This is a genomic window from Pseudopedobacter sp., from assembly GCF_040392825.1.
GTDB lineage: Bacteria > Bacteroidota > Bacteroidia > Sphingobacteriales > Sphingobacteriaceae > Pseudopedobacter.
Map to the genome: position 1 here is coordinate 1 of NZ_JBEBVH010000030.1, position 23,356 is coordinate 23,356.

Here is a 23,356-nt window from a genome sequence, read left to right on the forward strand (position 1 = left end):
CATTTCGTTCTGAAGATCTTTTTGAAAAACTCGAGAAGTTGTACTATCGGGATTAGTATTTTATTCTCTTTTCGGTTTATATATTGATTGATTTTTGTATATTTATTACATATGGCTAAATATAAACAAAATAAAATCACAAGAGGGTTGTCTGGTGCATTTGATAAACAATTTGTATTTAAGACTTATGGTGATATAACTATAATTAGCAAATATCCGGATATGAGCAAAGTAAAGCCAACAAAAAAGCAACTGGGAGCCAAACGTAAATTCCACGAAGCTGTTGCTTATGCAAAGGCGATTTTAGCTGATCCCAGCCGAAAAGAAGCATATCAAAAATTGATTCCTTCAGGTAAATCTATTTATCATTTTGCTATTGCGGAGTATATGCAAAACATCAAAAAAGTTTAACTTTCTATTTCTGACAAAAAACGTAGGATAGACGTAGGATGAACGTAAGATCAACGTAGGATGGAACAATGATAAGACAATTTTAGTACGGTCTTAGTAGCGACATATTCGTATCAAAAATAGGTTCTGTGGATCTACTCTTTTCCTTCAGTTCGATTGTTAATATAGACGATCTGTGAAGGCATAGCCAAATACACTCCACTGTTTTCAATAGCGTCCAACATATTCAGATATAAGTTTTCCTGAATGTTCATAAACTCGTTTCCGTCAATTGTGTCTATAAAAGCGAATACTTCTACTTTAATACCTTCTTTATTGATTGCAACAAGCTTTACACGGGCAGGGTCTGGATTTACTTTATTTTGGTCTAAAAGTATAGACTTTAATTTTTCGAGAATGATTTTTATCTGTTCTGAGGTTGTGTCTAGCCTTAACATAAAGGAGGGGTTGAATAGAAATCTGTCTCTGGGAGAGAAATTTTCAATTTTCATAGATGAGAATTCTCCGTTCGGTATAGTTACGATGGTACGGTCATTTGTACGTATACGAGTTGTACGCATACCAATTTGTTCTATGGTGCCCAATACATCTCCAGCTTTGCAGAAATCGCCAATTCGCACAGGTTGATCTGTTATAATAGTAACACCTCCTACAAAATTCTCAACGGTTTTTTGAGTACCTAAAGCCAGAGCTATACCAACTATACCCAACCCTGCAAGCCAGGTTGTTACGTTAAATCCAATAGTGTCCAGTATAAGAATAACTCCTAATGTAACAAGAGCTATTTTTGCTCCTCTCCTTAAAAAGAGAATAACAGATATGGCAGATAAATTACCTTTTTGCACCATTCGCCTTTCTACATATCGGGACGAAAAATTTATCAATTGCCATAACAGAAGTAGTATAGCCACAGCTGCGGCAATTAATGCGACATCGCTAAATCTCTGGCGTACGATGATAGATATTCCTATTTCTCTGCATATTATTATGGAAATCCAAACCGTTAAATACAGTCTCACGGGTAATATAAAAGAGTGTATTACACCGCTTAAAGGTTCTGTTCTGGCTTTCTGCCATATTAAGGGTATTAAATAGGTAAGGAGCCTTAAAATTAAACCCATAACCAGATAGGAAATGATTGTGACAAGAATAACTCCAAGCCAGTGCATTATTGGAACACCGCCCCACAATGTCTTATGAAGTATATTAGGAGATACTTTATCCACTAAACTCGGTTCTATTTTCTCTTCGACAGGTTGGGGGATTCTCTGGATGGTTTGTGACGAAAATAACCAAATAGGGGCGCCCGTTGTATCTTCAGTACGTTCCAGAATTAAATCAAAAGAGTCTCCGTTTATAGAAGCAACACCAACCTGGTCAAGGTTTGGTCCCATATCGTCATCTTCTACTCCGTTGGGTTCGTTGCTTATTCTGGAATAGGGAAATAACCGTCCGTTTTTTTCCAAAAGATATTGAAATCCTTTTACCAGATGTGCAGTGTCCTGAAAGTTTTTTATGCTGGAGTCCAGTTTTAGATATCTGCCCGCATTTTTATAATTCTGAGTTGATATTGCCTGAATAAAACCTTCAACTGTGCCTCTGGGTGTGCGTCTGCCTAAAGAGTCTTTGTCCCATGCAGGAACTTCCGATACAGTTTTTGCTGTATCTTGCGGAATTATTTGTGCAGCAGTATCCTGTCTTTCCAACAAAAGTAAGGTGAAAACAAAAAATACTCTAAAACTAATCAGGATTCTGGGGAGGGCGAATATTTCCATACATTAAAAACCTAGAGTTGTAAGGTTTGGTTTTTATAAGTTTTAATTTACTTTTATTAAAAGTTTATGCAACCGATACATTTTGGTCTATATCGTTGCCGGTATCGATTGCACAGATTTAATTGAGCTATTTTTTATCCTTTAGGACTTAATTCCTTAGAATTGTAATACTATATCCTATTATAATACTAAAAGTTAAATGGAAATTTTTAAGAAAGGTCTCGTTTTATTAGTACTAACAGCAAATCAGGCATTAGCTCAAAATGCAGATAAGCCTTCAGGCTACGTGTCAGAAGTTTGGTCTCCGGATTTGGGAAACGGAAAGTATAAGAACCCTATAATTAATGCAGATTATTCTGATCCTGATGCTATTCGCGTTGGAGATGATTTTTACATGACTTCTTCAAGTTTTAATCACGCACCGGGTTTGCCTATATTACATTCAAAAGACTTAGTTAATTGGACAATAATTAATCATGCTCTATTACAGCAATATCCTTTAGATATTTTTAGTAAAGTCCAACATGGCAATGGAGTATGGGCACCTTCAATAAGATATCACAATGGCGAATTCTATATTTATTATGGTGATCCGGATTTCGGGATTTACATGTTAAAAACTAAAGACCCAAAAAGCGATTGGAGCGAGCCTGTGTTGATTTTTGAAGGTAAGGGTTTGATAGACCCATGTCCTTTTTGGGATGAGGATGGTAAGGCATATTTATCTTTTGCCTATGCGGGGAGCAGAGCTGGATTAAAAAGTGTAGTAGCTGTTGCCAGGTTAAATTACGCTGGAGATAAGGTTTTGGATAAAGGCGTTATTGTTTACGATGGCCATGAGCTGGACCCCACTATAGAAGGGACAAAATTGCATAAAAGGAATGGCTATTATTATTTATTTGCTCCGGCTGGCGGGGTAGCTACAGGCTGGCAGTTGGTGCTTCGGTCTAAAAATATTTTTGGTCCTTATGAACGAAAGGTTGTATTAGAGCAAGGGAAATCGCCTGTAAATGGTCCGCACCAGGGCGCATGGGTTGACACACAAACCGGTGAAGATTGGTTTGTACATTTTCAGGATAAGGATGCTTACGGAAGGGTTGTTCATTTACAGCCAATGAAATGGGTAAATGATTGGCCGGTTATTGGGGTTGAAAAGAGTAAAAAGGGAACTGGCGAACCGGTTTTAGAGTATAAAAAACCTAATGTGGGTAAAACATATCCGGTTGTAAATCCAGCAGAGTCTGACGAGTTTAATACGCCTTGGCTAGGGAAGCAATGGCAATGGCAAGCCAATCCGGACGGTACCTGGTTAATGCCGGGTAACAATGGTGCCTTAAGACTTTATACAAAAAAGACTCCCGAAGGCACTAAAAATCTTTTAGATGTACCTAATATATTAACTCAGAAATTTCCGGCAGATAATTTTATGGCCACCGTTAAAATTAAATTCCTGGGTAATGAGAAAATTGAAAATGAAAGAGCTGGATTTGCTGTGGTAGGACAGGATTACAGCCAGCTATTTATCAGAAATACTAAACAAGGGCAGAACCTGGTTTATGGTGTGTGTAAAAAAGGTTTAGCTAACGGCAAAGAGACCGAACTGCAGGTAACTTCCGTAAAGCCTAACCAATATATTTACCTGAGAGTGAAAGTTACTGATGGAGGTAAGTGCAATTGGTTTTATAGTCTGGATGATAAAAAATATACAGCAGTTGGAGATACTTTTATAGCGCAACCCGGTAAGTGGATTGGTGCAACTTTAGGTCTTTATGCTATTAGAGATAATCAGATTAATGACTCTGGATATGCCGATATAGACTGGTTTAGAGTTGAAGCTGTAAAATAGGAAATCCCCAGAACAATATGAAAGCTATTGCAATAACGTTGTTCCTAGCCCTTGCTTGTGTCGTAACTAAAGCACAGGAATTTATCCCACTTTGGCCAAAATCCAGAATGCCAAATACAAAGGGAATTAATGTGAAAGATAGTGCTAGTAATGAGCGTATATATCAGGTTGGAACTCCTGGTATATACGCTTTTTTTACTTCTAAGCAAGAGAATAAAGGAGCTGCAGTGCTTATTATTCCGGGAGGAGGGTATAGCAGATTAGCATATAATATAAGTGGGTATCAACTGGCAAAATGGTTTAATACAATAGGTATCAATGCATTTGTACTCATTCATAGGCTGCCACACTCTCCCGATTTAAGAGAAAGGGAAAAAGCTCCTTTGCAGGATGCGGAACGGGCTATCAGATTGATTAGAAGCCAAGCTGAGGAGTGGAAAATAAATATCCACAAAATTGGTGTGATGGGGTCTTCTGCAGGCGGACATTTAGCAGCCACTTTAGGTACTATTAAAGATAACTATGCGAATATTGGCGATGAAATAGACAATTATAATTACCGCCCAGATTTTATGATATTGATTTCTCCGGTAATAGATATGGGGGCAAATGCACATAAAGGTAGCCGGGAAAATTTATTAGGGCCAAATCCATCTGCCGCTATGATTGAAAAATATTCTCTGCATAAACAGGTGAGTAATTATACACCTCCAGCTTTTATTGCACATGCTTTTAATGATAAAACGGTGTCTCCTAAAAACAGTTTAATGTTTTATGAGGCATTGCTGGCAAATAATATTCCCTCTAGTCTGCATGTTTTTAATCAGGGAGGCCATGCGATTGCTTTAAGAAATAATCCTGGAAGTACGAATTTATGGACTACTGTATGCGAGCAGTGGTTGGAAGAGCTAAAGATACTGGAAACTTTAAAATGATAAGTTCAGTTAAGAAATAAGGTTTTATAAAAGATAATTTATGAGATATATATTCACATTGTTATTGGTTTTAGGTACCCTTTTTACCATAGCGCAAACAACTGACAATCGTTTTGAGCTTACCGTTGCTCAGGATGGTTCCGGAGATTTCAAAACTATACAGGAGGCAATTAATAAGGTAAGAGATCATGCTGAAAGACGTGTAACTATTTTTATTAAACCAGGTATTTATAAAGAAAAAGTAGTAATTCCGGCTTTTAAGAGAAATGTAGCATTGAAAGGGGAAGACAGGGATAACACGATAATTACCTTTAGCGATTTCTCCGGAAAGCCGTTTAGAGGCATAGATGCTACAGGAGATTCTAAATTTAGCACTTATACTTCTTACACACTTTTTGTAGCTGCTAATGACTGTGTTTTGGAAAATTTAACTATAGAAAATACAGCAGGAAGGGTTGGCCAGGCAGTGGCCTTACATACAGAAGCAGATAGAATAACTGTTAAGAACTGTCGTATACTAGGTAATCAGGATACCCTGTACCTGGCCAGAGCAGGTACCAGAAACTATTTCGAAAACTGTTTTATAAATGGTACTACAGATTTTATTTTTGGAGCAGCAACAGCTTATTTTTATAACTGTACTATCGAAAGCCTAACAAACTCGTATATAACCGCGGCGTCAACAACCCATGAAGATAAATATGGTTTTGTATTTGTTAATTGTAAGCTTATAGCCAAAGACAAAACCGTAAATAAAGTTTATTTGGGGCGGCCATGGCGACCTTACGCCCAAACAATATTTATTAACACAGATATGGGAGACCACATTGTAAAGGAAGGTTGGCATCCTTGGCCAGGTGATAAACAATTCCCAAATAAGGAGAAAACGGCTTATTATGCCGAGTATGGGAGCTTTGGAGCAGGAGCTAAGGAGCTTTCAAAAAGAGTGGTGTGGTCACATCAGCTTAAGAAATCAGATTTAAAGAAATATACGTTGGCAAAGGTCTTAAATGGATGGAATCCTCACAATTAATTATGAAAAAGAAAAATCGAAAGATATTAATGCTTGTTCTATGCGTTTTGTTTGTTACAGGTGCTAGGGCGCAAACTAAAATTTATTCATGGAATAATTTACCTGTTATAACAGAGCCAACTTTTAAGAAAGATACGTTTAATGTGCTGAAATACGGTGCTATCGCTGATGGGACAACCATAAATACACAAGCAATTAACAAAGCAATTTTAGACTGCAGCAAGAAAGGTGGCGGGGTAGTGCTAATTCCCGGGGGATATTGGCTAACAGGGCCAATTAAACTTCAGAATAACGTGAACTTACATTTGCAAAAGAATGCTTTATTGCAATTCTCCAAAAATTTTGACGATTACAAAATAGTCGAGGGTATTTATGAAGGTAAGCCTTCTGCCCGGAACGAGTCGCCTATAATGGGAACTAACTTAATCAATATAGCTGTAACTGGTGAAGGCGTGATAGATGGAAACGGAGACGCGTGGCGAATGGTAAGAATGAGTGATTTAACCGAATCGGAATGGAAGGCTAAAATTGCAACGGGAGGTATTCTGAGCGATGATAAGAAAAGGTGGTATCCATCTGAGAAAAATAAAAGAGGACATGATAATAATATCTCTTTTTGGTTAGATGCTGGAACTAAATTGGAAGATTTTGAACCGGTAAAAGATTTTTTGAGACCCAATCTGATTGTTCTTAACAGCTGTAAAAATGTATTGTTGGAAGGAGTGACTTTTCAGAATTCGCCAGCATGGAATGTACATCCCATCATGTGCGAAAATCTGACATTACGAAATCTTTTTATCAAAAATCCGGATTATGCGCATAATGGAGATGGTGCAGATATAGAATCTTGTAAAAATGTATTGATAGAAGATAGTGTTTTTGACGTTGGAGACGATGCTATCTGTATCAAGTCTGGAAAAGACGAAGCGGGGAGAAAAAGGGGTAAACCAACAGAAAATGTAATTATCAGAAATAATACGGTTTATAAAGGTCATGGCGGATTTGTAGTAGGAAGCGAGATGTCTGGGGGTGCCAGAAATATTTTCGTTTATGATTGTACTTTCATGGGGACCGATAAAGGAATACGTTTTAAAACAACCAGAGGCAGAGGAGGTGTAGTAGAAAATATCTATATTAAGAATATTAACATGTTCGATATTGTTCAGGAAGCTATATTTTTCGATATGTATTATTGGGTGAAATCGCCAAAGGCAAACGAGAAAGTGGAAATTCCGCCAGTAACAGAAGCTACGCCTGTTTTTAAAGACGTTTTTATTGAAAATATTGCTTGTAATGGTGCCAACAAAGGGATTTTTGTTCGCGGGATTCCAGAAATGCCGGTAAACAATATTCATATAAAAAATTTGTCTTTGAATACTGATATAGGTGTAGAGATAAAAGATGCGAAAGGTATTTATATAACTGATGTAAATCTGATTACAAAGAACAACGAGAAAGAACTTGTTTACATTGAGACAAGCCAGGATATTGTTTTTAACAACTTAAAAACTAATCAGAAAAGTGGAACACTATTTAATATTAATGGTGCTAATTCTGCAGGAATTACGATAAAGAACAGCAACATTCCCAAGAATTTTACCAAAGCAGCTTTTAATAATGGAGCAAGTGCTAAAGCTTTGGTCGTGAATTAGAGGAGTTTTTTATTGATTAGATGCTGAGTTTCAAAAACATCCAGCATCGGTATCACCAGAGATAGGAGTTCCATAGGTTAAGAATTTTATTCCCAAATAAGGAATTATGAGAATAGATTATTTCGTGAGCCCTGGAAAGAAAGCAGCCGTGTTTGCTATAATAACAGTGATTGTTTTTAGTGCGTTTAGCCTGAAAAATAAAGAAACGACCATTTATATTATTGGCGATTCTACTGTTGCAGACTATTCTTTAGATATTGATTACCATACCAAGCGTTACCCTGCTGCGGGTTGGGGGCAAATGCTTAAAGCTTTCTTGATAAAGGATAGCCTGAAATTAGTACGGGGTATATTGAACAATGCCAAAGAAGTCAAAATTGATAACCGGGCAAAAGCTGGAAGAAGTTCCAGAACTTTTTTTCAGGAAGGTCGTTGGGCAGACATTTATAAATCTTTGAAAAAGGGCGATGTGGTGATGATACAATTTGGCCACAACGATTCATGGAAGGAAAAGCCGGAGCGGTATGTGAATGTAGAAGGGTTTAAGGAGTACCTGAGATTGTTCTCTAACCAAACCAAAGAGAAGGGAGCAGTGCCTGTTTTGTTGACACCGGTAACAAGAAATTACCCATGGAAAGATGGGGAATTAATGGATTCGCATGGAGAGTATGCTGATGCTGTTAAAGCTGTGGCCAACGAACTCCAGGTTAAGGTCATTGATTTGAACACACTGTCCAGAGCTTTTTTTACGAAAATTGGAGAAGATAACGTTACTGGTAAGTATTTCATGAATTTAAAACCGGGACAATATGTTGCTTTTCCAAATGGTTTAAATGATAATTATCATTTTCAAATTGAAGGTGCTAGAGAGGTTTCCCGCTTAATATTTAATGCCATGAAGAAATTCTGATGGTTGAAAATGATTCACTTAATGGTCATACGATGAAAAAAAGAAATCTATTTCTCTTAATGTTGACAGCTAGCATATTATGTGCGTTTAGTTACAGACAAAAAGCGGTTACTATTTATTTGATTGGCGATTCTACCGTAGCAGATTACTCTTTAGAAAAAGATTATGATACCAAACGCTATCCTTTGGTAGGTTGGGGACAAATGTTTCAATCTTTTTTTTCTACAGATAGTCTCAGGCTGGTAAAGAATATATTGCAAAATGCCAAAGAAGTTAAGGTAGACGACAGGGCGAAAGGAGGAAGAAGCACCAGAACTTTCTTTCAGGAAGGCCGTTGGGCTGCAGTCTATAGTGCTTTAAAGAAGGGAGATGTAGTCATGATTCAGTTTGGACATAATGATGGTGCAGTAGAAAAAACAGAACGATATGTAAATATAGAAGGTTATAAAGAGTTCCTGAGATTGTTTGTTAATCAAACCAGACAGAAAGGAGCAATTCCGATTCTATTGACTCCAGTAGCCAGGAATTATCCATGGAAAGATGGGAAGTTGAGCAATGTTCATGGTGAGTATCCGGAAGCCGTTAAAGCGGTAGCAAAAGAACTAAACGTGAAATTGATAGACTTAAATGAATTGTCTATGCAGCATTTTACCAGAGTGGGTCAAGATTATGTGACGAATAAATACTTTATGAATTTTGGAGCGGGTTTGTATACTGCATATCCGAACGGTCAGAAAGACAATACTCACTTTCAAATAGAAGGTGGTAAAGAAGTGGCAAGGCTGGTATTTAATGCAATGAAAGATTTATAGTATGTTAAAACAATTGCTGACTCTCATTCTGCTCTGTCTGGCCTTTCTAACGAAAGCGCAACAAAATATCCCACGGGATACATCATTTACATTACATGGTACTTTGTTGAAGGAAAAGAAGTACAGGCCTTATATTACTATCGCTAAACCCACTATTGTACATCCTGTTTTGTCAAAACTGGATGTTGTATATGACCGAGTTGGTGATCGGCAACTACTCATGGATGTCTTCTATCCTAAAAAAAGATTAGGTAATACATCTCCGGGAGTTATATTAATCCATGGTGGGGGCTGGCAGTCTGGGGATAAATCCCAAATGCATGCCATAGCGAAAACTTTAGCAGGTTATGGTTATGTGGCTTTTTCTGTGGAATATCGTTTGTCGTTAGAAGCCAAATATCCGCAGGCGGTTTATGATCTAAAGGCAGCCATAAGATGGATGCGGGCAAATGCAAAACAATTTAATCTGGATACCGGAAAGATCGCCAGTTTAGGAACATCTGCAGGGGGGCAGTTGGCGACATTGCTCGGTGTAACTAACCGGAATAAAAGCTTTGAAGGGGTGCAGAGAGGTAATAGCCAGTTTTCAAGCAGTATTCAGGCGGTAGTTAATATAGATGGAACTTTGGCGTTTCGACATCCTGAATCTGTAGAGGGCAAGGCTGCGTCTAATTGGCTAAACGGTACCTATGAAGAAAACCCAAAGAACTGGGAAGATGCAGCTCCTTTAAATCATGTAACAAAGGAATCGGGACCTATACTTTTTTTAAATAGTTCTATACCCCGGTTTCATGCAGGAAGAGACGATATGATTAAAAAGCTAAATATTTATGGAATTTATTCAGAAGTCCATGAATTTCCAGATACTCCACACCCGTTTTGGTTTTTTAATCCATGGTTTCAACCTATGATGGATTACACCATTTCATTTCTAAATAAAATATTCAAACAATGAAAATAAATAGTATAAATGTATTGATATTAAGTGTATTGTTCTCTGTGCTGATGGCGTGTTCTGCTAAGAGGAATATAGTTGGACAAATAGATTATGCCAAAGAAATCAGTAATACAATTATGCATAAATGGCCAGATTCTTTAACCAGAATAGACGGCAAATCGGCAGGCTGGTCTTATGATATTGGCTTGTATCTGGAAGCTATTTCAAACGTTTATGCAAGAACCGGGGATGAGAAATACTACGACTATATTGTAAAGCAGATGAACAGATTTCTATTACCTGATGGTAAAATCAAATTTTATAAGCAAGAATCTTACAATATAGATTATGTACGTAATGGCAAAATGATGATGTATTTGTTTGAAAAAACAGGTGATCAAAAATATGCTGATGCTGCCAAATACATCAGACAGCAGTTATATAAGCATCCAAGAACAAGCGAAGGGGGCTTTTGGCATAAAAAAGTTTATCCTAACCAGATGTGGTTAGACGGTTTGTATATGGGACAGCCATTCTATGCGCATTACTCGAAGGTTTTTAACGAGTCGCAGAATTTTGATGACGTAGCAAAGCAATTTATTTTGATGGAAAAAAATTCCAGAGATAGTCTGACAGGTCTGTTACACCATGCATGGGACGAAAGCAGAGAACAAAAATGGGCAAATAAGGAAACCGGGAAATCGCCAAACATCTGGGGAAGAGCAATGGGGTGGTACGGTGTGGCGTTGATTGATGTTCTGGATGATTTTCCGAAAGACCATCCAAAAAGAAAGACTTTACTGGATATTTTAAATCGGTATGTAGAGGCCATCGCAAAGGTTCAAAATCCCAAAAATAATTTATGGTATCAGGTTTTGGACCAAGCGTACAGAGCAGGTAACTATCCAGAAGCATCTGCTTCTTCCATGTTTGTTTATACTATGTTAAAAGCATCAAGATTGGGTTATATACCCTCTAAATATAAATCTTTGGCAGAAAAAGGTTATCAGAGTATGATTAACCAGTTTATCGTAAAAGGTGAGGATGGGTATTATCATTTAAACGGAACGGTAATGGTCTCGGGTTTAGGTGGCAAGCCCTATAGAAATGGTAGTTTTGAATATTATATTAGTGAACCCGTTATTCAGGATGATCCGAAAGGAATGGGGGCTTTTATACTGGCAGCTAATGAAATACAACTGTTAAGGAAATAACTCTATTCTTATGGCTGCATATGTTCGTACTGGCAGAGCCAAATTTTCGTGGACAAATAGCTTCATTTAATTTAGCTTTTGTATCTTTAGTGAAATCTATAAGTTATACGAAATGGAGCTTAAAACAATTGTACTAACGGCAATAGTAGGTTTAACAACTACGCTATCTGTAAATGCACAGCATTCATTAGAAAAAATCTGGGAAACCAAGGAAACTATTCCGGTTCCGGAATCAGTATTATTTCAGGGCAATTCAAAAACATTATATGTTTCTTTAATTGATGGTGCTGGAAATGCAAAGGACGGCGTAGGCGGGGTAGCACTGCTGAATCTGGATGGATCAGTAAAGAATTTGAATTGGATAACAGGTTTAAATGCACCAAAAGGTCTAGGCCTTTTTAAAGATCGCCTTTATGTTGCGGACCTGGATGAAGTCGTCGTGGTGGATATCAAAAAGGGAGAGGTAATAAGAAAAATTGCGGTTCCTGAGTCTGTTTTCTTAAATGACATTGCCATAGATTCCAAAGGCGTGGTTTATGTGTCTGATACAAGGAAGAATCTTATTTATAAGATAGAAAACGATAAGCCTGCAGTATACCTCGAGAATGCCAAGTCGGCAAACGGATTAAAAGTTATTGGTAATGATTTATATGTACTGGCCGGCCCGGAGCTTTGGAAAATTTCGGCAGATAAAAAAGTTACGAAGATAGCGGTTGGCTTTGAAAAAGGGGGGGATGGTATAGAACCCGTTGGAAATGGGGATTTCCTGGTGACCTGTTGGCCGGGTATTATTTACTATGTTAAAGCTGACGGAAATTTCGAAAAAATGCTGGATGTACAGGGTAAAATGAATACTGCTGATTTGGCCTACGATGCAAAAAATAAAATATTATACGTACCAACATTTAATAATAAATCAGTAATTGCTTATAAATTGAAGTAATTTATTGATAATTAGTCTTTTATTTTTTGTTAATTTGCAGATTAAATGAATGTTTTAGTCAAAGTTGAAAATAAAATAGAAGAAAGTGTACTGCTTGCATTTTTAGCAAAGCGTGGTTATGAGTTTAAGGTAGAAAATGATGGAGGGGTAGAAGAGGAGACAGAACTAATAGAAACGCTGGTTGAAGAGCAACACGATCTGGCTCAGCTTGATTCGGAAATCGAAAATGGCGATTATGTAGACCATCGTAAAGTAGAAATATTGTTAAACCAAAGAAGAGATACTATTTTTAAATGAGTATAAAATGGACGCACTCAGCTGTTAACGATTTAACAGACATTGTAATTAAACTGGAGAGCAAAAGCCAGCCTTATTATGCTCAAAAAATAGAAAAGAGAATACTATCGAAGATAAAACTTTTGATAGATGACACCACAAAAGGTTTTCACTCTTTTTGTATAGATTTATGTAAAGTAGACTACCGTATAACCGATAAAGAGTTAAGGGTTCTGAAGATTTCTTTAATCCGCCCAATTTAAACCACACATACACACAAATTCGTCTGTTTTCTTGATATAATTGGTTACATTTCATCCTATGTAATTTGCTGTAGCTAAATTGTACAGTGTTGTTATTCCATTTATAGCGACTAATATTTTTTTGTTTTTAATCTCTTGATCTTAAGTTTTTTCCATATTCCTGGGAAAAGAATATCAAAAAAGGCACAACCTTTGTTATTTGCCTGGTATTTAAAAAAAACCTTTATGAAAAAATTATTTTTAATGGTTGCTTTTTTGGCAACATCTCTATTTATTCTTAGCTCTTGCAGTAAAGATGATGATAACGGTTCGATAGGAGGAAAGGTTCAATATAAACTTATTGGATCGTCAAATGTAACATTAAGCACCATTCAAATTACAGATGGCAATGGACAAATAAGTTCTATAGCCGCTCCAGAAAGTAATACATGGACCAGTGAAGAAATTACATTAAATAAAAAGAATATTACTTTGCAATTGGGCGCAGGAGGAATGGTTTCTAGTGGAACGGGAGAACTCAAAGCTCAAATATTAATCGACGGAAAGGTTGTACAGGAATCAAATAATTCCAGCAATGACGGAGTTATCGCAGCCGTAGTTTATTATCAATTTTAATACAAAAAAGGGAGCTCTTTAATGAGCTCCCTTTTTTGTACTTTACCCACCTTTTACACGTTCCTGTACATCTTCACTTCCCGTTTTTCTTTCTCTTTTTCTAATGTTTTGATTCCCGAAACGATAGGTAAAAGATAGCATGGCCATACGGCTATCTAACCTGATGTGTGTAAACATATCAATATTTTCATATTGTGTAGTTCTTCTGAATTGTCTGGTTTGGAAGATGTCATTTACCATCAGCTTGATATTGCCCATATTATTTAATATAGATTTCTGGATTCCGGCAGAAACACCATAAAATGGTTTTTGTGAAGAAATTCCATAAACTACTTTCGAATTGTAAAAACCGCTTAATTCTGCGCTATAACCATTACCCAGTTTAAGTGTATTTTGCGAGTTTAAGCTAAAGCTGGTCATGGCGTTATCTAATGTTCCTTGTTGATGGCTGCCTTTATACTCATTGCGGTACACATTGGCAAAATGGCTTCCCGACCACCAATTGGTAAAATCTGTAGATGCTGTGAAACTAATTCCGTAGTTAACAAAACTGGTTAAGTTCAATGGCATAGAGTAAGTTGTATTAATCGAGTCTATTTGCCCCGGTGCCCAGTTCATCACATCTTTTGTATAATTATAGCTAATTGCAGTAATGTATCTTCCTTTTATACTGTGGCTTAATTGTAAAGTATGTGTCAGCTCTGGTTTTAAGAAAGGATTCCCCTGATAGAAAAGGAAAGGATCTCTGAATAAGCGGAACGGATTTAAGTCGTCGTATCCCGGGCGCTCAATTCTTCTGCTATAAGCAAATTGGGCCTTGTTGTCTTTTCCCAACGGTTTGGTAAGGAACAGGCTTGGGAAAAGCTGGAAATAATTACGATTTACTAAAGAGTCGGATGTGATTTGGTGACCCCTGGTTTCGGTGTATTCGCCTCTTAGACCAGCCTGGATACTGAAATATTTGAAATCTTTATTAATAGATAAATAACCAGCGTGTATCTGTTCATTATATCTGAAATGATTGCTGCTACCGCTATCATTTACCCATTGGTCGTTTTTCAATGTGTCGTACCTTAGATTATTGTCTGCTTCAACAAAGCTACTTTTTACGCCTAATTCTAATTTTCCATCCTTCCAAAAAGATTGCATATAATCAATTTTTCCTACATATACATCTGTTGTAGACGGGATAAAGCCTTTTCTATACGAAGGCCTTTCATCATAATAGCCTGAAGTACCTTTATATTTTGTGTCTAAATTAAGACGGGATGTAAATGTATTGGAAGAATAGTCTGCATCTGCGGAAATTTCATAACCTTCTTTATTGAATTTATGGACATAGTTTAGGTTATAAGTAATATTTTCCCAGCTTTGCTTGTCATAGTTATGGCTCAATGCGTCACTTATGGTATTGCCTGAGATATTGTCCAATAATAGATTTCCTGTTTTACTGTCGTGGGTGTACTTTCCGGTATTTCCATTCATTAATATTCCAACAGTATTCTTTTCATTTATAAAATAATCAGCACCTGCTCTGAAATTGTGCGTATATAGAGGCTCATTAGTTTTTGTATTTTGAAAAGATGTTCTATCCGGTTTGGCATTAGCTATTCCGTTCTCATAAAAATTTCTGGTAAAACCCAGGTACTCGGTTTCACCTCTATAACCATAATTATAATTTCCGTAAACATTGAATTTTTCTGAACGGTAATTTAAACTGGTGCCACTACCATAACGGGCGTTACGGCTGCTGCCCCCATTTAAACTTATGCTACCATTAAAGCCGGTTGCTGTATTTTTCTTCATCACAATGTTAACAATACCCCCATTTCCGGCGGCATCGTATTTGGAAGATGGATTGCTCATGATTTCTATTTTGGAAATAGAACCTGAGTTGGTCCCTTTAAGCAAATTCGCCAGTTCTTTTCCAGAAAGATAGGTCATTTTACCATTTACCAAAACAGTGGTTCCCAAACGACCTTTTAATGAGATATTCCCATCGTTATCTACTGTTAACCCGGGTGCTTTTTCCAGAAGTTCCAAAGCAGTATTGCCCTCAGATAAAATACTGTTTTCTATATTAAGCACAGTTCTGTCTATTTGTTGTTCTATTAAAGGCTTTTGTGCGGTAATAATCACCGTATTTAGCATTTTTATGGCTTCGCTTTCCATACTCAATATTCCCAGATTAACAGGTTTTCCATCGTAAGCAAAGGGATTACTTTCATAGGGTTTATATCCCATAAAATTAGCTTTAATGAAATATCTACCATTGGTAATATTAGAAAAAGCGAAGTTACCGGTAGTATCTGTCATAGTGCCCTTCACCTGTACAGAATCTGGTAAACGTATGATCGATACTCCAGCAAATTCTACAGGCCTATTGTTTTCGTCTGCTAATTTTCCGTTAATTCTTATCGATTGGGCGTATGATAGGCCTGCCGCCAGATATAAGCAGCTTAGGAGAGCTATTTTCTTGAACATAGTCTTGTATTTCGCCTAGATATTTGTTTGCAGAAGTGTGCGTGTTAATTTATTAAGATATATTCCGATCTTTTTAATGATAGGGATATAAGGATTGATAAACTTCCTGCATGTATTCTGCTTCTTCTAAAGCAGTTAAAAAATGTGTCCACTCGTTCTCAGAGAAGATGAGGCTTACCTGTGGATGCTGTGTTGTAATGAGAATTCTTTCTTCACCATCTGGAAAGGCCAAGAATGTATGATCATCATTTTTAGCATATTTCTTAAATGCCAGAAATTGTCGGGTCTCAAAAGTTAACATCAGGCTTTTATGCCAGATATATGTTCTTTTACACTCTGGACAATAGCTGATTACAGTTTGGTCTTTCTGGCTGAGTAGGATTGTTGGACACATGACGAACAGCGCTTTTAGATGCCTATGTCGATAATAACCGACATAGGCAGAATAAAGAATTAATTATTTTTAAGATATTGAACAGCAGTGATTGTACCGCCTTCAACTTTCAAACCCTGGGTAGCAGTTTTAGCACTTGCATCAATTTTATAGACATAGCCAATTCCGCTGGTTAGATTTACACCGATGTAAGCTGTATTTCCGTCTTTCGGCGTGTAATTAGTTGATGTCAAACTTTTGATTTCTCCTAAAGCAGGTAAGCCGCTAATTTTGTTTACTGTTTTAGCAGCTACATCCAATACTGCTAATTCTTTACCGGTTGTGTAGGCACCTTTCTCTGCCTTGGGCTGAATATTTGCAATGAATTTGTTATTACCAACATAAATCCAATTGGTAATAACATAACCATTAGAAGCCTGTTCAAAATCGAGATAATAACTATCAAAAGCTTCTGTTCCGCTTTTAATCCGTGTAATTGCAGATGGCTGTGTATCGGTGAATCTTTTAACATTTTTATCTCCAACTTTATCAGAAGTTGTTGCTACAGAAGTAGAGAAAGCATAAATATCACCGTTTTCTACTACACCTAAGCCGTTTGTAAAATACCTGCCTATAAAACTTGTACGATCGTCATGAATTGTTTTCTCTAATTGCATTTCTGGATAGGAATATACAGCAATCCATGCCTGATCATGGAAATCAGAGTCAAAGCTTCCATTTTTTATAGGAAAGAAAGGAGCATAAACTTTATTACCTACCTGTTGTAGCCAGCTAAAATGGGCTATCTCTCCGTTGTTCGCAGGAGCTAAAGCATCTAAAGTACCTTCTTTTGTAATTTGAAGGCTATTTGTACTTACCTGGTAATAAGTATATAATGTGCTTCCTGCGGTATTTATTGTTCTTGGAACCTTAGTTAACAAGATGTCATCGTTAACTGCAGCAAAAGCCTGAACTGTTTCTGTTTGAAAGTTTGTCAATTTATTCAGTCGGCCATTAGCGTTATTATAAGCAGTTACAGCTCCTGGGTTTCCTTGTCCATATAACATACTAAAGAACTTTCCTTTATGTGTAAGATAGTAACGATAGGTACCATCCTGTTCAAGACCGTTACCAAAAGTAGAAGTAGAACCATTATCTAAACTCGGTACGTTTATAAGATAATCTGCTACTCCGGTTGAAGCTACCGGAGTTACGGTTACAATATATTCTCCACGAGTAACATTAGAAGGGTTATCTTTTTTACAAGCGGTAAAAATTGCTGCTGTTGCCACAATGGCAAGCGCTTTTGTAAGCTGTGTTTTCATTTTCTATGATTTTAATTATTATTTGTTTAAAAAGTATCGGAGATTGAGATAAAAGCCGCGACTGGGTTTTTGTAGACTAAAATTGTCGTACAACAAGGCATCGGTTACATTTCTGGCTTCCAAACCTATATTATATCTGCCATTAGCTAAGCTGTATACTATATTGATATCGTGTGACAGTTGTTGTGGTATTTCTTTTTTTTCGGCTTCAGCACTAATTTCTCCCATACTAGGCCAGTATAGCCAAAATGCATGTACGTATAGCAGGTTGTAACCGATATTGAGATTGTTTCCTTTTTGTCCAATATTCTTTAATGATACAGATATATCGGTATTTCCAAATAGATAGGGGATATTGGGCATTTGATCTTTATATAAAGGGCTAACTATACTATAGCCAGGCTCCCTTTTTTGCATATTCTGGATATACTGATACGTAGCACTTAAACCCGCAGATAACCATTGTTTATAAGAATATCTTATTTCTGTGTCACCTCCGAATGTACGTACGCCATCCCGGTTATCAGCTACTAGTTTAGACTGGTTGTTATTAAGACGCCTATAAATAAAGTCTGTTGCATATCTGTAAATCCCGTTAGCAGTTATAGAGAACTTATTATCTTTATTAAGATCGAAACCATAAATAAAACCAATATTGGCGTTATTGCTGGATTCAGGTTTAAGATTAGAATTACCTTCTATATTTTCCATATCGCCAAATATTTCAAAGGCTTCTGGCATTTTATTGGTTAATTCATAAGATGCCTTTAATTGTAGCGATGGATTAACAAAATAGGTAACAGCGGCGCCATAACCAATTTTTTGTGTATTCCCTTTATTGTTGCTACTACCATTAATAACTGTTTGCGAGAGATATTTTCCGAAGAAATTCATACTATATTTATCTTTTATCGCATAACTGTAAGCTAATCCCGTAATGTTTTTATGGGTTTTCTTAATAGGTTCATTTAAGTCATTTAATGGATTCAATAAATCATTACCTTCTCTATTAAAGGTGCTATAGGAATTGCTTAAAGCTAAAGATTGCTTTTCGTTAATTTGATAATTAGCCATTGCTGTAGCTAAGCCATTATTGTTTCTATATTTATACAAACTTCTGGAGCTTTCTCCGCTAGAGCCATGCGGTTTTATATTACCATACCAGTCAAATCGGACGTTCATGGTATCGATATTTTTTTCATAGCCAAGATTGTAATTGGCGGTTAATGCAATATCCAGCCCCTTTATTAAATTGTCTTTTTTGTATTTAAGACTAGGCATAATAATGTTACCCCGGCGATGCCAGCCTCCAAAAACGGTCTGCATACGGGCACCGGTTTGTATTTCTTTGTAATTTTTTCCAAGTGTAATTCCAAAGAGTAATTTGTCTGCATATTTTTTATCTACCACACCTATGCTGGTAATCAGTGTTTCATTATGGTAGGTATCATGAAATCTCCTTAATGTGGTTTTTGGAGCATATGCTCCGGTATTAATATCTGAAGGCGCGACATTTACTTTGTAATTGTTATCAGAAAAATTCTGGAAGGCATTTATTTGGAAGGTTAATCCTTTTTTAGAGGTGGCTGCTGCGTTTATTACACTTCTATGTGTATTAAAAGATCCATGTGAATAAGAGATATCGATATAATTACGATAGCGATCGCCTGTGATAATATTGATAGCACCACCTAATGCATCTGAACCAAGCCAGACCGGAACTACTCCTTTATAGACTTCAATCCTATCTGCCAGATTGATAGGGATGTTGTTAATCTGGAAAGATGAACCGAAATTGTCCATCGGAATACCGTCGATGAAATATTTGATATGATCACCGGAGAAGCCATTTAAAGAAAGATTAAAATTGGAACCAACGCCTCCCGATTCTCTCACTCTTACACCTGCAACTCTATCCAGTGCTCCTGAAATATCCAGAGTTGTATTGTAAAGTTTTTTGGCGTCAATAGCTGTAATATTATAGGCTTGTCTGTTGGCTTCCTGGGCTTCTGTTCTCCCAATAACAGAAACGGTTTGCATCTGTTGAACATTTGTAGAGAGACGAAAATTAAGAGACTGATTTTCTCCGGATTTTAATGAAATCTCTTTGGAAATGCTGGTCATTCCTACAGATGAAACCTGTACTGTTTGTTTCCCTGCCGGAATGTTTTTTAGATTGAATTGCCCGTTGAAGTCTGATGTGGTACTTGAAGTCGAATTTACGATTTTCACCAGTGCGCCAGGTACAGGTTCTCCATTTTCATCTGTGATTTTGCCATTGATACCAGACTTTTGATTTTGGGCAAAAGAGTTGAATAAGTTGATGAGCAAAAAAGCTCCAATAAGCAAAAATTTCCTAATTTGCATTTACTTTTAATTTGAACGTTAGAAGTTGCCCTCTCATCGAGGGGGTATGAACCGTACAGTTGCCGCTGTACGGTTCTTTGGACATATAAAAATTGCCGTTTTTATATATCCATGTTACAATTTGTGCCTGCCTTACCCATAACTCAAACCGACCGAGTCGGGTAAGCAGGACTTAGTTTCTTATCTATTTTACAACCTCAAAGCTGGAGGTTGCTCCTTGCCACTCGGCTTTGTATTCCTTGCCATGATGCTCTCCGCTATTTTTAGTAAAGTTACTTGCCTCAACAACGTATCTTCCCGGCCATATCGGGCTAAAATTGATGATTCCATTGGCGTCTGTGGTGAACTCTTTTCCCCAGCCCTCCGGAGAGAAAACCGAAACATGCTTATTTGCTAATGGTTGTCCGTTTAATACAGCTTTTAGTTGTACAGGAGTATTTAATTTATGAATTTTGGCTGCTGTAGTACTCACCTTTAAAGAGTTTGAAATAGAATTAAGATCAATAGCACTAGACTTTCCTACTGCAACCGTTGCTATAGAAGAGAACTCGTATTTTGTTGTACCTCCCAAGTCTTTGGCTTCATGAATAACTGTAATAAAATAAATTCCTTCTTTTTCAGGAGTGAAATTTGCAGAAAAATAATCGTCTTTAGCTACAGTATTTAACTTTACCTTTTCTTTTCCCGGAGCTGTAAGCCACAAAGAAAATTCCTTTACATCTGAATACCATTTTTCAATTTTTTCTTTTTCATTATTCACATACTCACCATAGAATACCTTGATTTCATGCTGCTGTCCAGATTTGCCAATTGTGTTGGTCTCTATCCATAATGCATGTGCAAATAATTGGTCCGTATTAAATATGACAAGTAATGCAAGAAGTAGTAATTTGTAAATTTTCATGATTCGATTAGTTGTGTTTTGTATTATTTAAATTTTATTTTTCTGAATTTTTAGTTTGTATCACCTGCAGAACGGGAATAGATTCAGCTATAGGCTCGCTCTTTTTAAGGGCTTGCGGAATAAACTTTTCGCGAAGTTGTGGTGTTTGGTTGCTATTATTTCCGTTTTTACGGTTTTTACCTTTTTTATTCTTTCCAAATTTGCGGCCCCACCAAATAAGAAAACCAGTTATTGGCAGCGAAGCCCCAATTAATGTCACCAGAAATGCTAATACTTTACCGGGGAATCCCAAAATGCTACCCACATGTATGTCATAATTCATTTTCCTGAGCTTTCCTCCAAAACCAGCTTCTTCAAATGATTTGTCATAAACAGGGTGATCACCTTTAAGTTCTTTTAAAGTATGTTGATCAAACTTGTATTGTTTATTATTATAGAATTGACCACTTGTTGGGTATATGTATATGCTAATTATGGATTTTGATTTACTGGTATCCGGGAAATTATAGTAAAAGCCTTCTGCTTTAGGATTTTGTTGTATTGCTTTTGTAAAAGCCAAATCTATGGCTTGTTGAGGAGTATAGAATTTTCCGGCTTGTAAAGAATCAGACTCTAAACTGTTACGTTTAGTTTCCTTTAATGTCTCTCCCCCGGAAGTTACCCAATATAAACCCTGACTATACCATTTAATTCCCCGAACCATTCCTGTTAAAGCAATTGCCAGTAGAAATAAGAAGGAATAAAATCCTAATACATTATGCAGATCTAAGTTTACACGTTTGAAAGATGCCCCCCATTTTATTTTGAAGCTTTTTTCTTTTGTACTTTTATTCCATTTTTTAGGATACCACCAAATTAAGCCAGTTATAAGTAATACCACAAAAACCAGTGTAGCGTAGTTTACTACAGGACGGCCAATTTCGTAAGGCAACCATAAAAACCTGTGTCCGTTTAATATGAACCTGAAAAAATCCGTTTCACCTTTTTCACGGACCTTTTTTTCGACAACTTCACCGGTATAGGGATTTAATTTTAGTGTGGCACCTCCTTTTCTTCGCTCTCCTAAACCAACATTAACGGTGCGTCCGGATTGATAATTTGCATAAGAAATCTTCATCTCCGGAAATTCTTTTTCCGCAATTTTTTGTATCTCTGAAGGAGTAATTACTGGCTTATTCTGGATTTCTATCCTGGTCTCGGGTTCTATCAAATATGCGGTTATTTCTTCATTGAAAACCCAAATACATCCTGTAATGCAAACTACAAATACAATGATTCCTGATATTAAACCTAACCATAAATGAAGCCAGTTATTTATCTTTCGAAAGCTCATACTTTATTTAGACTAATTATAAACAATGCAAAAGTAATGTATCTTTTTTGTTGTGCAAATTTTATTTGTAATTATTCTAAATAAGCTAAGGGGATCCAATAAAAAAAGGTGTATTCGATTAAAATACACCTTTTTTTATCGCTATTGGAGCGGTTTAGAATCTGTAGCTAATATTGGCAGATACTGTTCTTGGTGTTTGCATTTCTACAGTAGTCCAACCTTTATAATAGGTTTTATCTGTTAAATTGTCCAGTTTAATACCGAATCTGAGCGCCTTAATATCGTAGAAAGCAGTGGCATTAAATACAGTATATGCAGGCAATGTAAATACTCCGGTTACATTATTATTTGTTATTTTGTTTTCACTCGCATAGTTTCCTCCGAAGCCTAAACCAAATCCTTTCAATGTATTTTTACTGAATTTATATGAAGCCCAGAAATTGATCTGATCTTCAGGTCCAGCGTCTACAGGTCTTCTTCCTTCGACTTCCGGTGCAGATTTAGTCATTTTACTATCATTATGGCTGTAACCAAAAATAATATTTAAATCTGTTATTGGATTGGCAATAAGGTCTAGCTCAAAGCCTTTACTTTCTTGTGTACCATCCTGTATTTTTATATTATAATTTGTGCCATCTCTGATAATACCGACCTCACGGACAATATTGTTTACAGAAATATCATAGTAGCTAACCGTAGCACTTAATTTATTTCTGAGAATATCTAGTTTAACCCCTCCTTCTAATTGGTTACCGTGTTGTGGTTTCATTGTTCCAGAAACATCTGCCAATGGTTGTGTTACAGGCTGAATGTTTTTAAAACCATTTAAATAATTCGCAAATAGCGAAACTTGATCTTTTACTACCTGATATACTAATCCAAATTTCGGTGAAAAGGCAGTTTGTTTATAGTCCCCGCTGGTAATATTAGTGGCCTGATTGTAACTTC

At 36.6% G+C, this 23,356-nt stretch carries 21 protein-coding genes; 13 read left to right on the plus strand and 8 right to left on the minus strand.

Annotated elements, in window-relative coordinates:
• Positions 1-111: 111 nt before the first annotated feature.
• Entirely contained in the window at positions 112-411 is a 300-nt protein-coding gene (locus ABWO41_RS03685) for a hypothetical protein (RefSeq protein WP_353133616.1), read from the plus strand.
• Positions 412-545: 134 nt separating this feature from the next.
• On the opposite strand, the gene ABWO41_RS03690 is transcribed toward ABWO41_RS03685, so the two are convergent.
• Positions 546-2,186, minus strand: a complete 1,641-nt coding sequence (locus tag ABWO41_RS03690) for a mechanosensitive ion channel family protein (protein WP_353133619.1) — start codon at positions 2,184-2,186, stop codon at positions 546-548.
• Between the two features lie 199 nt (positions 2,187-2,385).
• Here ABWO41_RS03690 and ABWO41_RS03695 point away from each other — a divergent pair, with 199 nt between their 5' ends.
• From ABWO41_RS03695 to ABWO41_RS03750, 12 genes are all read left to right on the plus strand, one after another.
• Entirely contained in the window at positions 2,386-4,032 is a 1,647-nt protein-coding gene (locus ABWO41_RS03695; protein ID WP_353133622.1) for a glycoside hydrolase family 43 protein, read from the plus strand.
• A gap of 17 nt (positions 4,033-4,049) precedes the next feature.
• The gene (locus ABWO41_RS03700) at positions 4,050-4,967 is read left to right on the plus strand and encodes an alpha/beta hydrolase (RefSeq protein WP_353133625.1); all 918 of its coding nucleotides are present in this window, start codon (positions 4,050-4,052) and stop codon (positions 4,965-4,967) included.
• A 40-nt stretch (positions 4,968-5,007) separates the two neighbouring features.
• Entirely contained in the window at positions 5,008-6,000 is a 993-nt protein-coding gene (locus ABWO41_RS03705; protein WP_353133628.1) for a pectinesterase family protein, read from the plus strand.
• Positions 6,001-6,002: 2 nt separating this feature from the next.
• The gene (locus tag ABWO41_RS03710; protein WP_353133631.1) at positions 6,003-7,652 is read left to right on the plus strand and encodes a glycoside hydrolase family 28 protein; all 1,650 of its coding nucleotides are present in this window, start codon (positions 6,003-6,005) and stop codon (positions 7,650-7,652) included.
• Between the two features lie 106 nt (positions 7,653-7,758).
• Positions 7,759-8,562, plus strand: a complete 804-nt coding sequence (locus tag ABWO41_RS03715; protein WP_353133634.1) for a rhamnogalacturonan acetylesterase — start codon at positions 7,759-7,761, stop codon at positions 8,560-8,562.
• 32 nt (positions 8,563-8,594) lie between these two features.
• Complete coding sequence (locus tag ABWO41_RS03720) at positions 8,595-9,374, plus strand: rhamnogalacturonan acetylesterase (RefSeq protein WP_353133637.1); 780 nt, start codon at positions 8,595-8,597, stop codon at positions 9,372-9,374.
• A 1-nt stretch (position 9,375) separates the two neighbouring features.
• Complete coding sequence (locus tag ABWO41_RS03725) at positions 9,376-10,329, plus strand: alpha/beta hydrolase fold domain-containing protein (protein WP_353133640.1); 954 nt, start codon at positions 9,376-9,378, stop codon at positions 10,327-10,329.
• A complete protein-coding gene (locus tag ABWO41_RS03730) occupies positions 10,326-11,525 on the plus strand; it encodes a glycoside hydrolase family 88/105 protein (protein WP_353133643.1) in 1,200 nt (399 codons plus the stop codon). The genes ABWO41_RS03725 and ABWO41_RS03730 overlap by 4 nt, the downstream gene beginning before the upstream one ends.
• Positions 11,526-11,637: 112 nt before the next feature.
• On the plus strand, positions 11,638-12,468 hold the full coding sequence (locus tag ABWO41_RS03735) for an SMP-30/gluconolactonase/LRE family protein (RefSeq protein ID WP_353133646.1): 831 nt from the start codon (positions 11,638-11,640) through the stop codon (positions 12,466-12,468).
• Between the two features lie 45 nt (positions 12,469-12,513).
• Positions 12,514-12,765 (plus strand): hypothetical protein, encoded by a 252-nt coding sequence (locus ABWO41_RS03740; RefSeq protein ID WP_353133649.1) that lies wholly within the window; start codon positions 12,514-12,516, stop codon positions 12,763-12,765.
• Entirely contained in the window at positions 12,762-13,007 is a 246-nt protein-coding gene (locus ABWO41_RS03745; protein ID WP_353133652.1) for a hypothetical protein, read from the plus strand. The genes ABWO41_RS03740 and ABWO41_RS03745 overlap by 4 nt, the downstream gene beginning before the upstream one ends.
• Before the next feature lie 225 nt (positions 13,008-13,232).
• Positions 13,233-13,622 carry a hypothetical protein gene (locus ABWO41_RS03750; RefSeq protein WP_353133655.1) on the plus strand — a complete coding sequence of 130 codons (390 nt, stop codon included), beginning with the start codon at positions 13,233-13,235 and terminating at the stop codon, positions 13,620-13,622.
• 42 nt (positions 13,623-13,664) lie between these two features.
• Here ABWO41_RS03750 and ABWO41_RS03755 read toward each other — a convergent pair whose 3' ends face one another.
• From ABWO41_RS03755 to ABWO41_RS03785, 7 genes are all read right to left on the minus strand, one after another.
• The gene (locus ABWO41_RS03755) at positions 13,665-16,106 is read right to left on the minus strand and encodes a TonB-dependent receptor (RefSeq protein ID WP_353133658.1); all 2,442 of its coding nucleotides are present in this window, start codon (positions 16,104-16,106) and stop codon (positions 13,665-13,667) included.
• Positions 16,107-16,179: 73 nt separating this feature from the next.
• On the minus strand, positions 16,180-16,500 hold the full coding sequence (locus tag ABWO41_RS03760) for a DUF6686 family protein (RefSeq protein ID WP_353133661.1): 321 nt from the start codon (positions 16,498-16,500) through the stop codon (positions 16,180-16,182).
• Between the two features lie 59 nt (positions 16,501-16,559).
• On the minus strand, positions 16,560-17,804 hold the full coding sequence (locus ABWO41_RS03765) for a DUF4374 domain-containing protein (protein ID WP_353133664.1): 1,245 nt from the start codon (positions 17,802-17,804) through the stop codon (positions 16,560-16,562).
• Between the two features lie 18 nt (positions 17,805-17,822).
• Positions 17,823-20,171: a TonB-dependent receptor gene (locus ABWO41_RS03770; protein ID WP_353133666.1), complete on the minus strand. Its 2,349-nt coding sequence runs from the start codon at positions 20,169-20,171 to the stop codon at positions 17,823-17,825.
• A 184-nt stretch (positions 20,172-20,355) separates the two neighbouring features.
• A complete protein-coding gene (locus ABWO41_RS03775; protein WP_353133669.1) occupies positions 20,356-21,075 on the minus strand; it encodes a DUF4198 domain-containing protein in 720 nt (239 codons plus the stop codon).
• 34 nt (positions 21,076-21,109) lie between these two features.
• Positions 21,110-22,408: a PepSY-associated TM helix domain-containing protein gene (locus ABWO41_RS03780; RefSeq protein ID WP_353133672.1), complete on the minus strand. Its 1,299-nt coding sequence runs from the start codon at positions 22,406-22,408 to the stop codon at positions 21,110-21,112.
• Between the two features lie 154 nt (positions 22,409-22,562).
• Positions 22,563-23,356, minus strand: a 794-nt coding sequence (locus ABWO41_RS03785; RefSeq protein WP_353133674.1) for a TonB-dependent siderophore receptor, incomplete at its 5' end; no start/stop codon positions are given.

Coding starts and splice junctions, on each gene's coding strand:
- ABWO41_RS03685 (WP_353133616.1), top strand. CDS start 112: ATGGCTAAATATAAACAAAATAAAATCACAAGAGGGTTGTCTGGTGCA.
- ABWO41_RS03690 (WP_353133619.1), bottom strand. CDS start 2,186: ATGGAAATATTCGCCCTCCCCAGAATCCTGATTAGTTTTAGAGTATTT.
- ABWO41_RS03695 (WP_353133622.1), top strand. CDS start 2,386: ATGGAAATTTTTAAGAAAGGTCTCGTTTTATTAGTACTAACAGCAAAT.
- ABWO41_RS03700 (WP_353133625.1), top strand. CDS start 4,050: ATGAAAGCTATTGCAATAACGTTGTTCCTAGCCCTTGCTTGTGTCGTA.
- ABWO41_RS03705 (WP_353133628.1), top strand. CDS start 5,008: ATGAGATATATATTCACATTGTTATTGGTTTTAGGTACCCTTTTTACC.
- ABWO41_RS03710 (WP_353133631.1), top strand. CDS start 6,003: ATGAAAAAGAAAAATCGAAAGATATTAATGCTTGTTCTATGCGTTTTG.
- ABWO41_RS03715 (WP_353133634.1), top strand. CDS start 7,759: ATGAGAATAGATTATTTCGTGAGCCCTGGAAAGAAAGCAGCCGTGTTT.
- ABWO41_RS03720 (WP_353133637.1), top strand. CDS start 8,595: ATGAAAAAAAGAAATCTATTTCTCTTAATGTTGACAGCTAGCATATTA.
- ABWO41_RS03725 (WP_353133640.1), top strand. CDS start 9,376: ATGTTAAAACAATTGCTGACTCTCATTCTGCTCTGTCTGGCCTTTCTA.
- ABWO41_RS03730 (WP_353133643.1), top strand. CDS start 10,326: ATGAAAATAAATAGTATAAATGTATTGATATTAAGTGTATTGTTCTCT.
- ABWO41_RS03735 (WP_353133646.1), top strand. CDS start 11,638: ATGGAGCTTAAAACAATTGTACTAACGGCAATAGTAGGTTTAACAACT.
- ABWO41_RS03740 (WP_353133649.1), top strand. CDS start 12,514: ATGAATGTTTTAGTCAAAGTTGAAAATAAAATAGAAGAAAGTGTACTG.
- ABWO41_RS03745 (WP_353133652.1), top strand. CDS start 12,762: ATGAGTATAAAATGGACGCACTCAGCTGTTAACGATTTAACAGACATT.
- ABWO41_RS03750 (WP_353133655.1), top strand. CDS start 13,233: ATGAAAAAATTATTTTTAATGGTTGCTTTTTTGGCAACATCTCTATTT.
- ABWO41_RS03755 (WP_353133658.1), bottom strand. CDS start 16,106: ATGTTCAAGAAAATAGCTCTCCTAAGCTGCTTATATCTGGCGGCAGGC.
- ABWO41_RS03760 (WP_353133661.1), bottom strand. CDS start 16,500: ATGTGTCCAACAATCCTACTCAGCCAGAAAGACCAAACTGTAATCAGC.
- ABWO41_RS03765 (WP_353133664.1), bottom strand. CDS start 17,804: ATGAAAACACAGCTTACAAAAGCGCTTGCCATTGTGGCAACAGCAGCA.
- ABWO41_RS03770 (WP_353133666.1), bottom strand. CDS start 20,171: ATGCAAATTAGGAAATTTTTGCTTATTGGAGCTTTTTTGCTCATCAAC.
- ABWO41_RS03775 (WP_353133669.1), bottom strand. CDS start 21,075: ATGAAAATTTACAAATTACTACTTCTTGCATTACTTGTCATATTTAAT.
- ABWO41_RS03780 (WP_353133672.1), bottom strand. CDS start 22,408: ATGAGCTTTCGAAAGATAAATAACTGGCTTCATTTATGGTTAGGTTTA.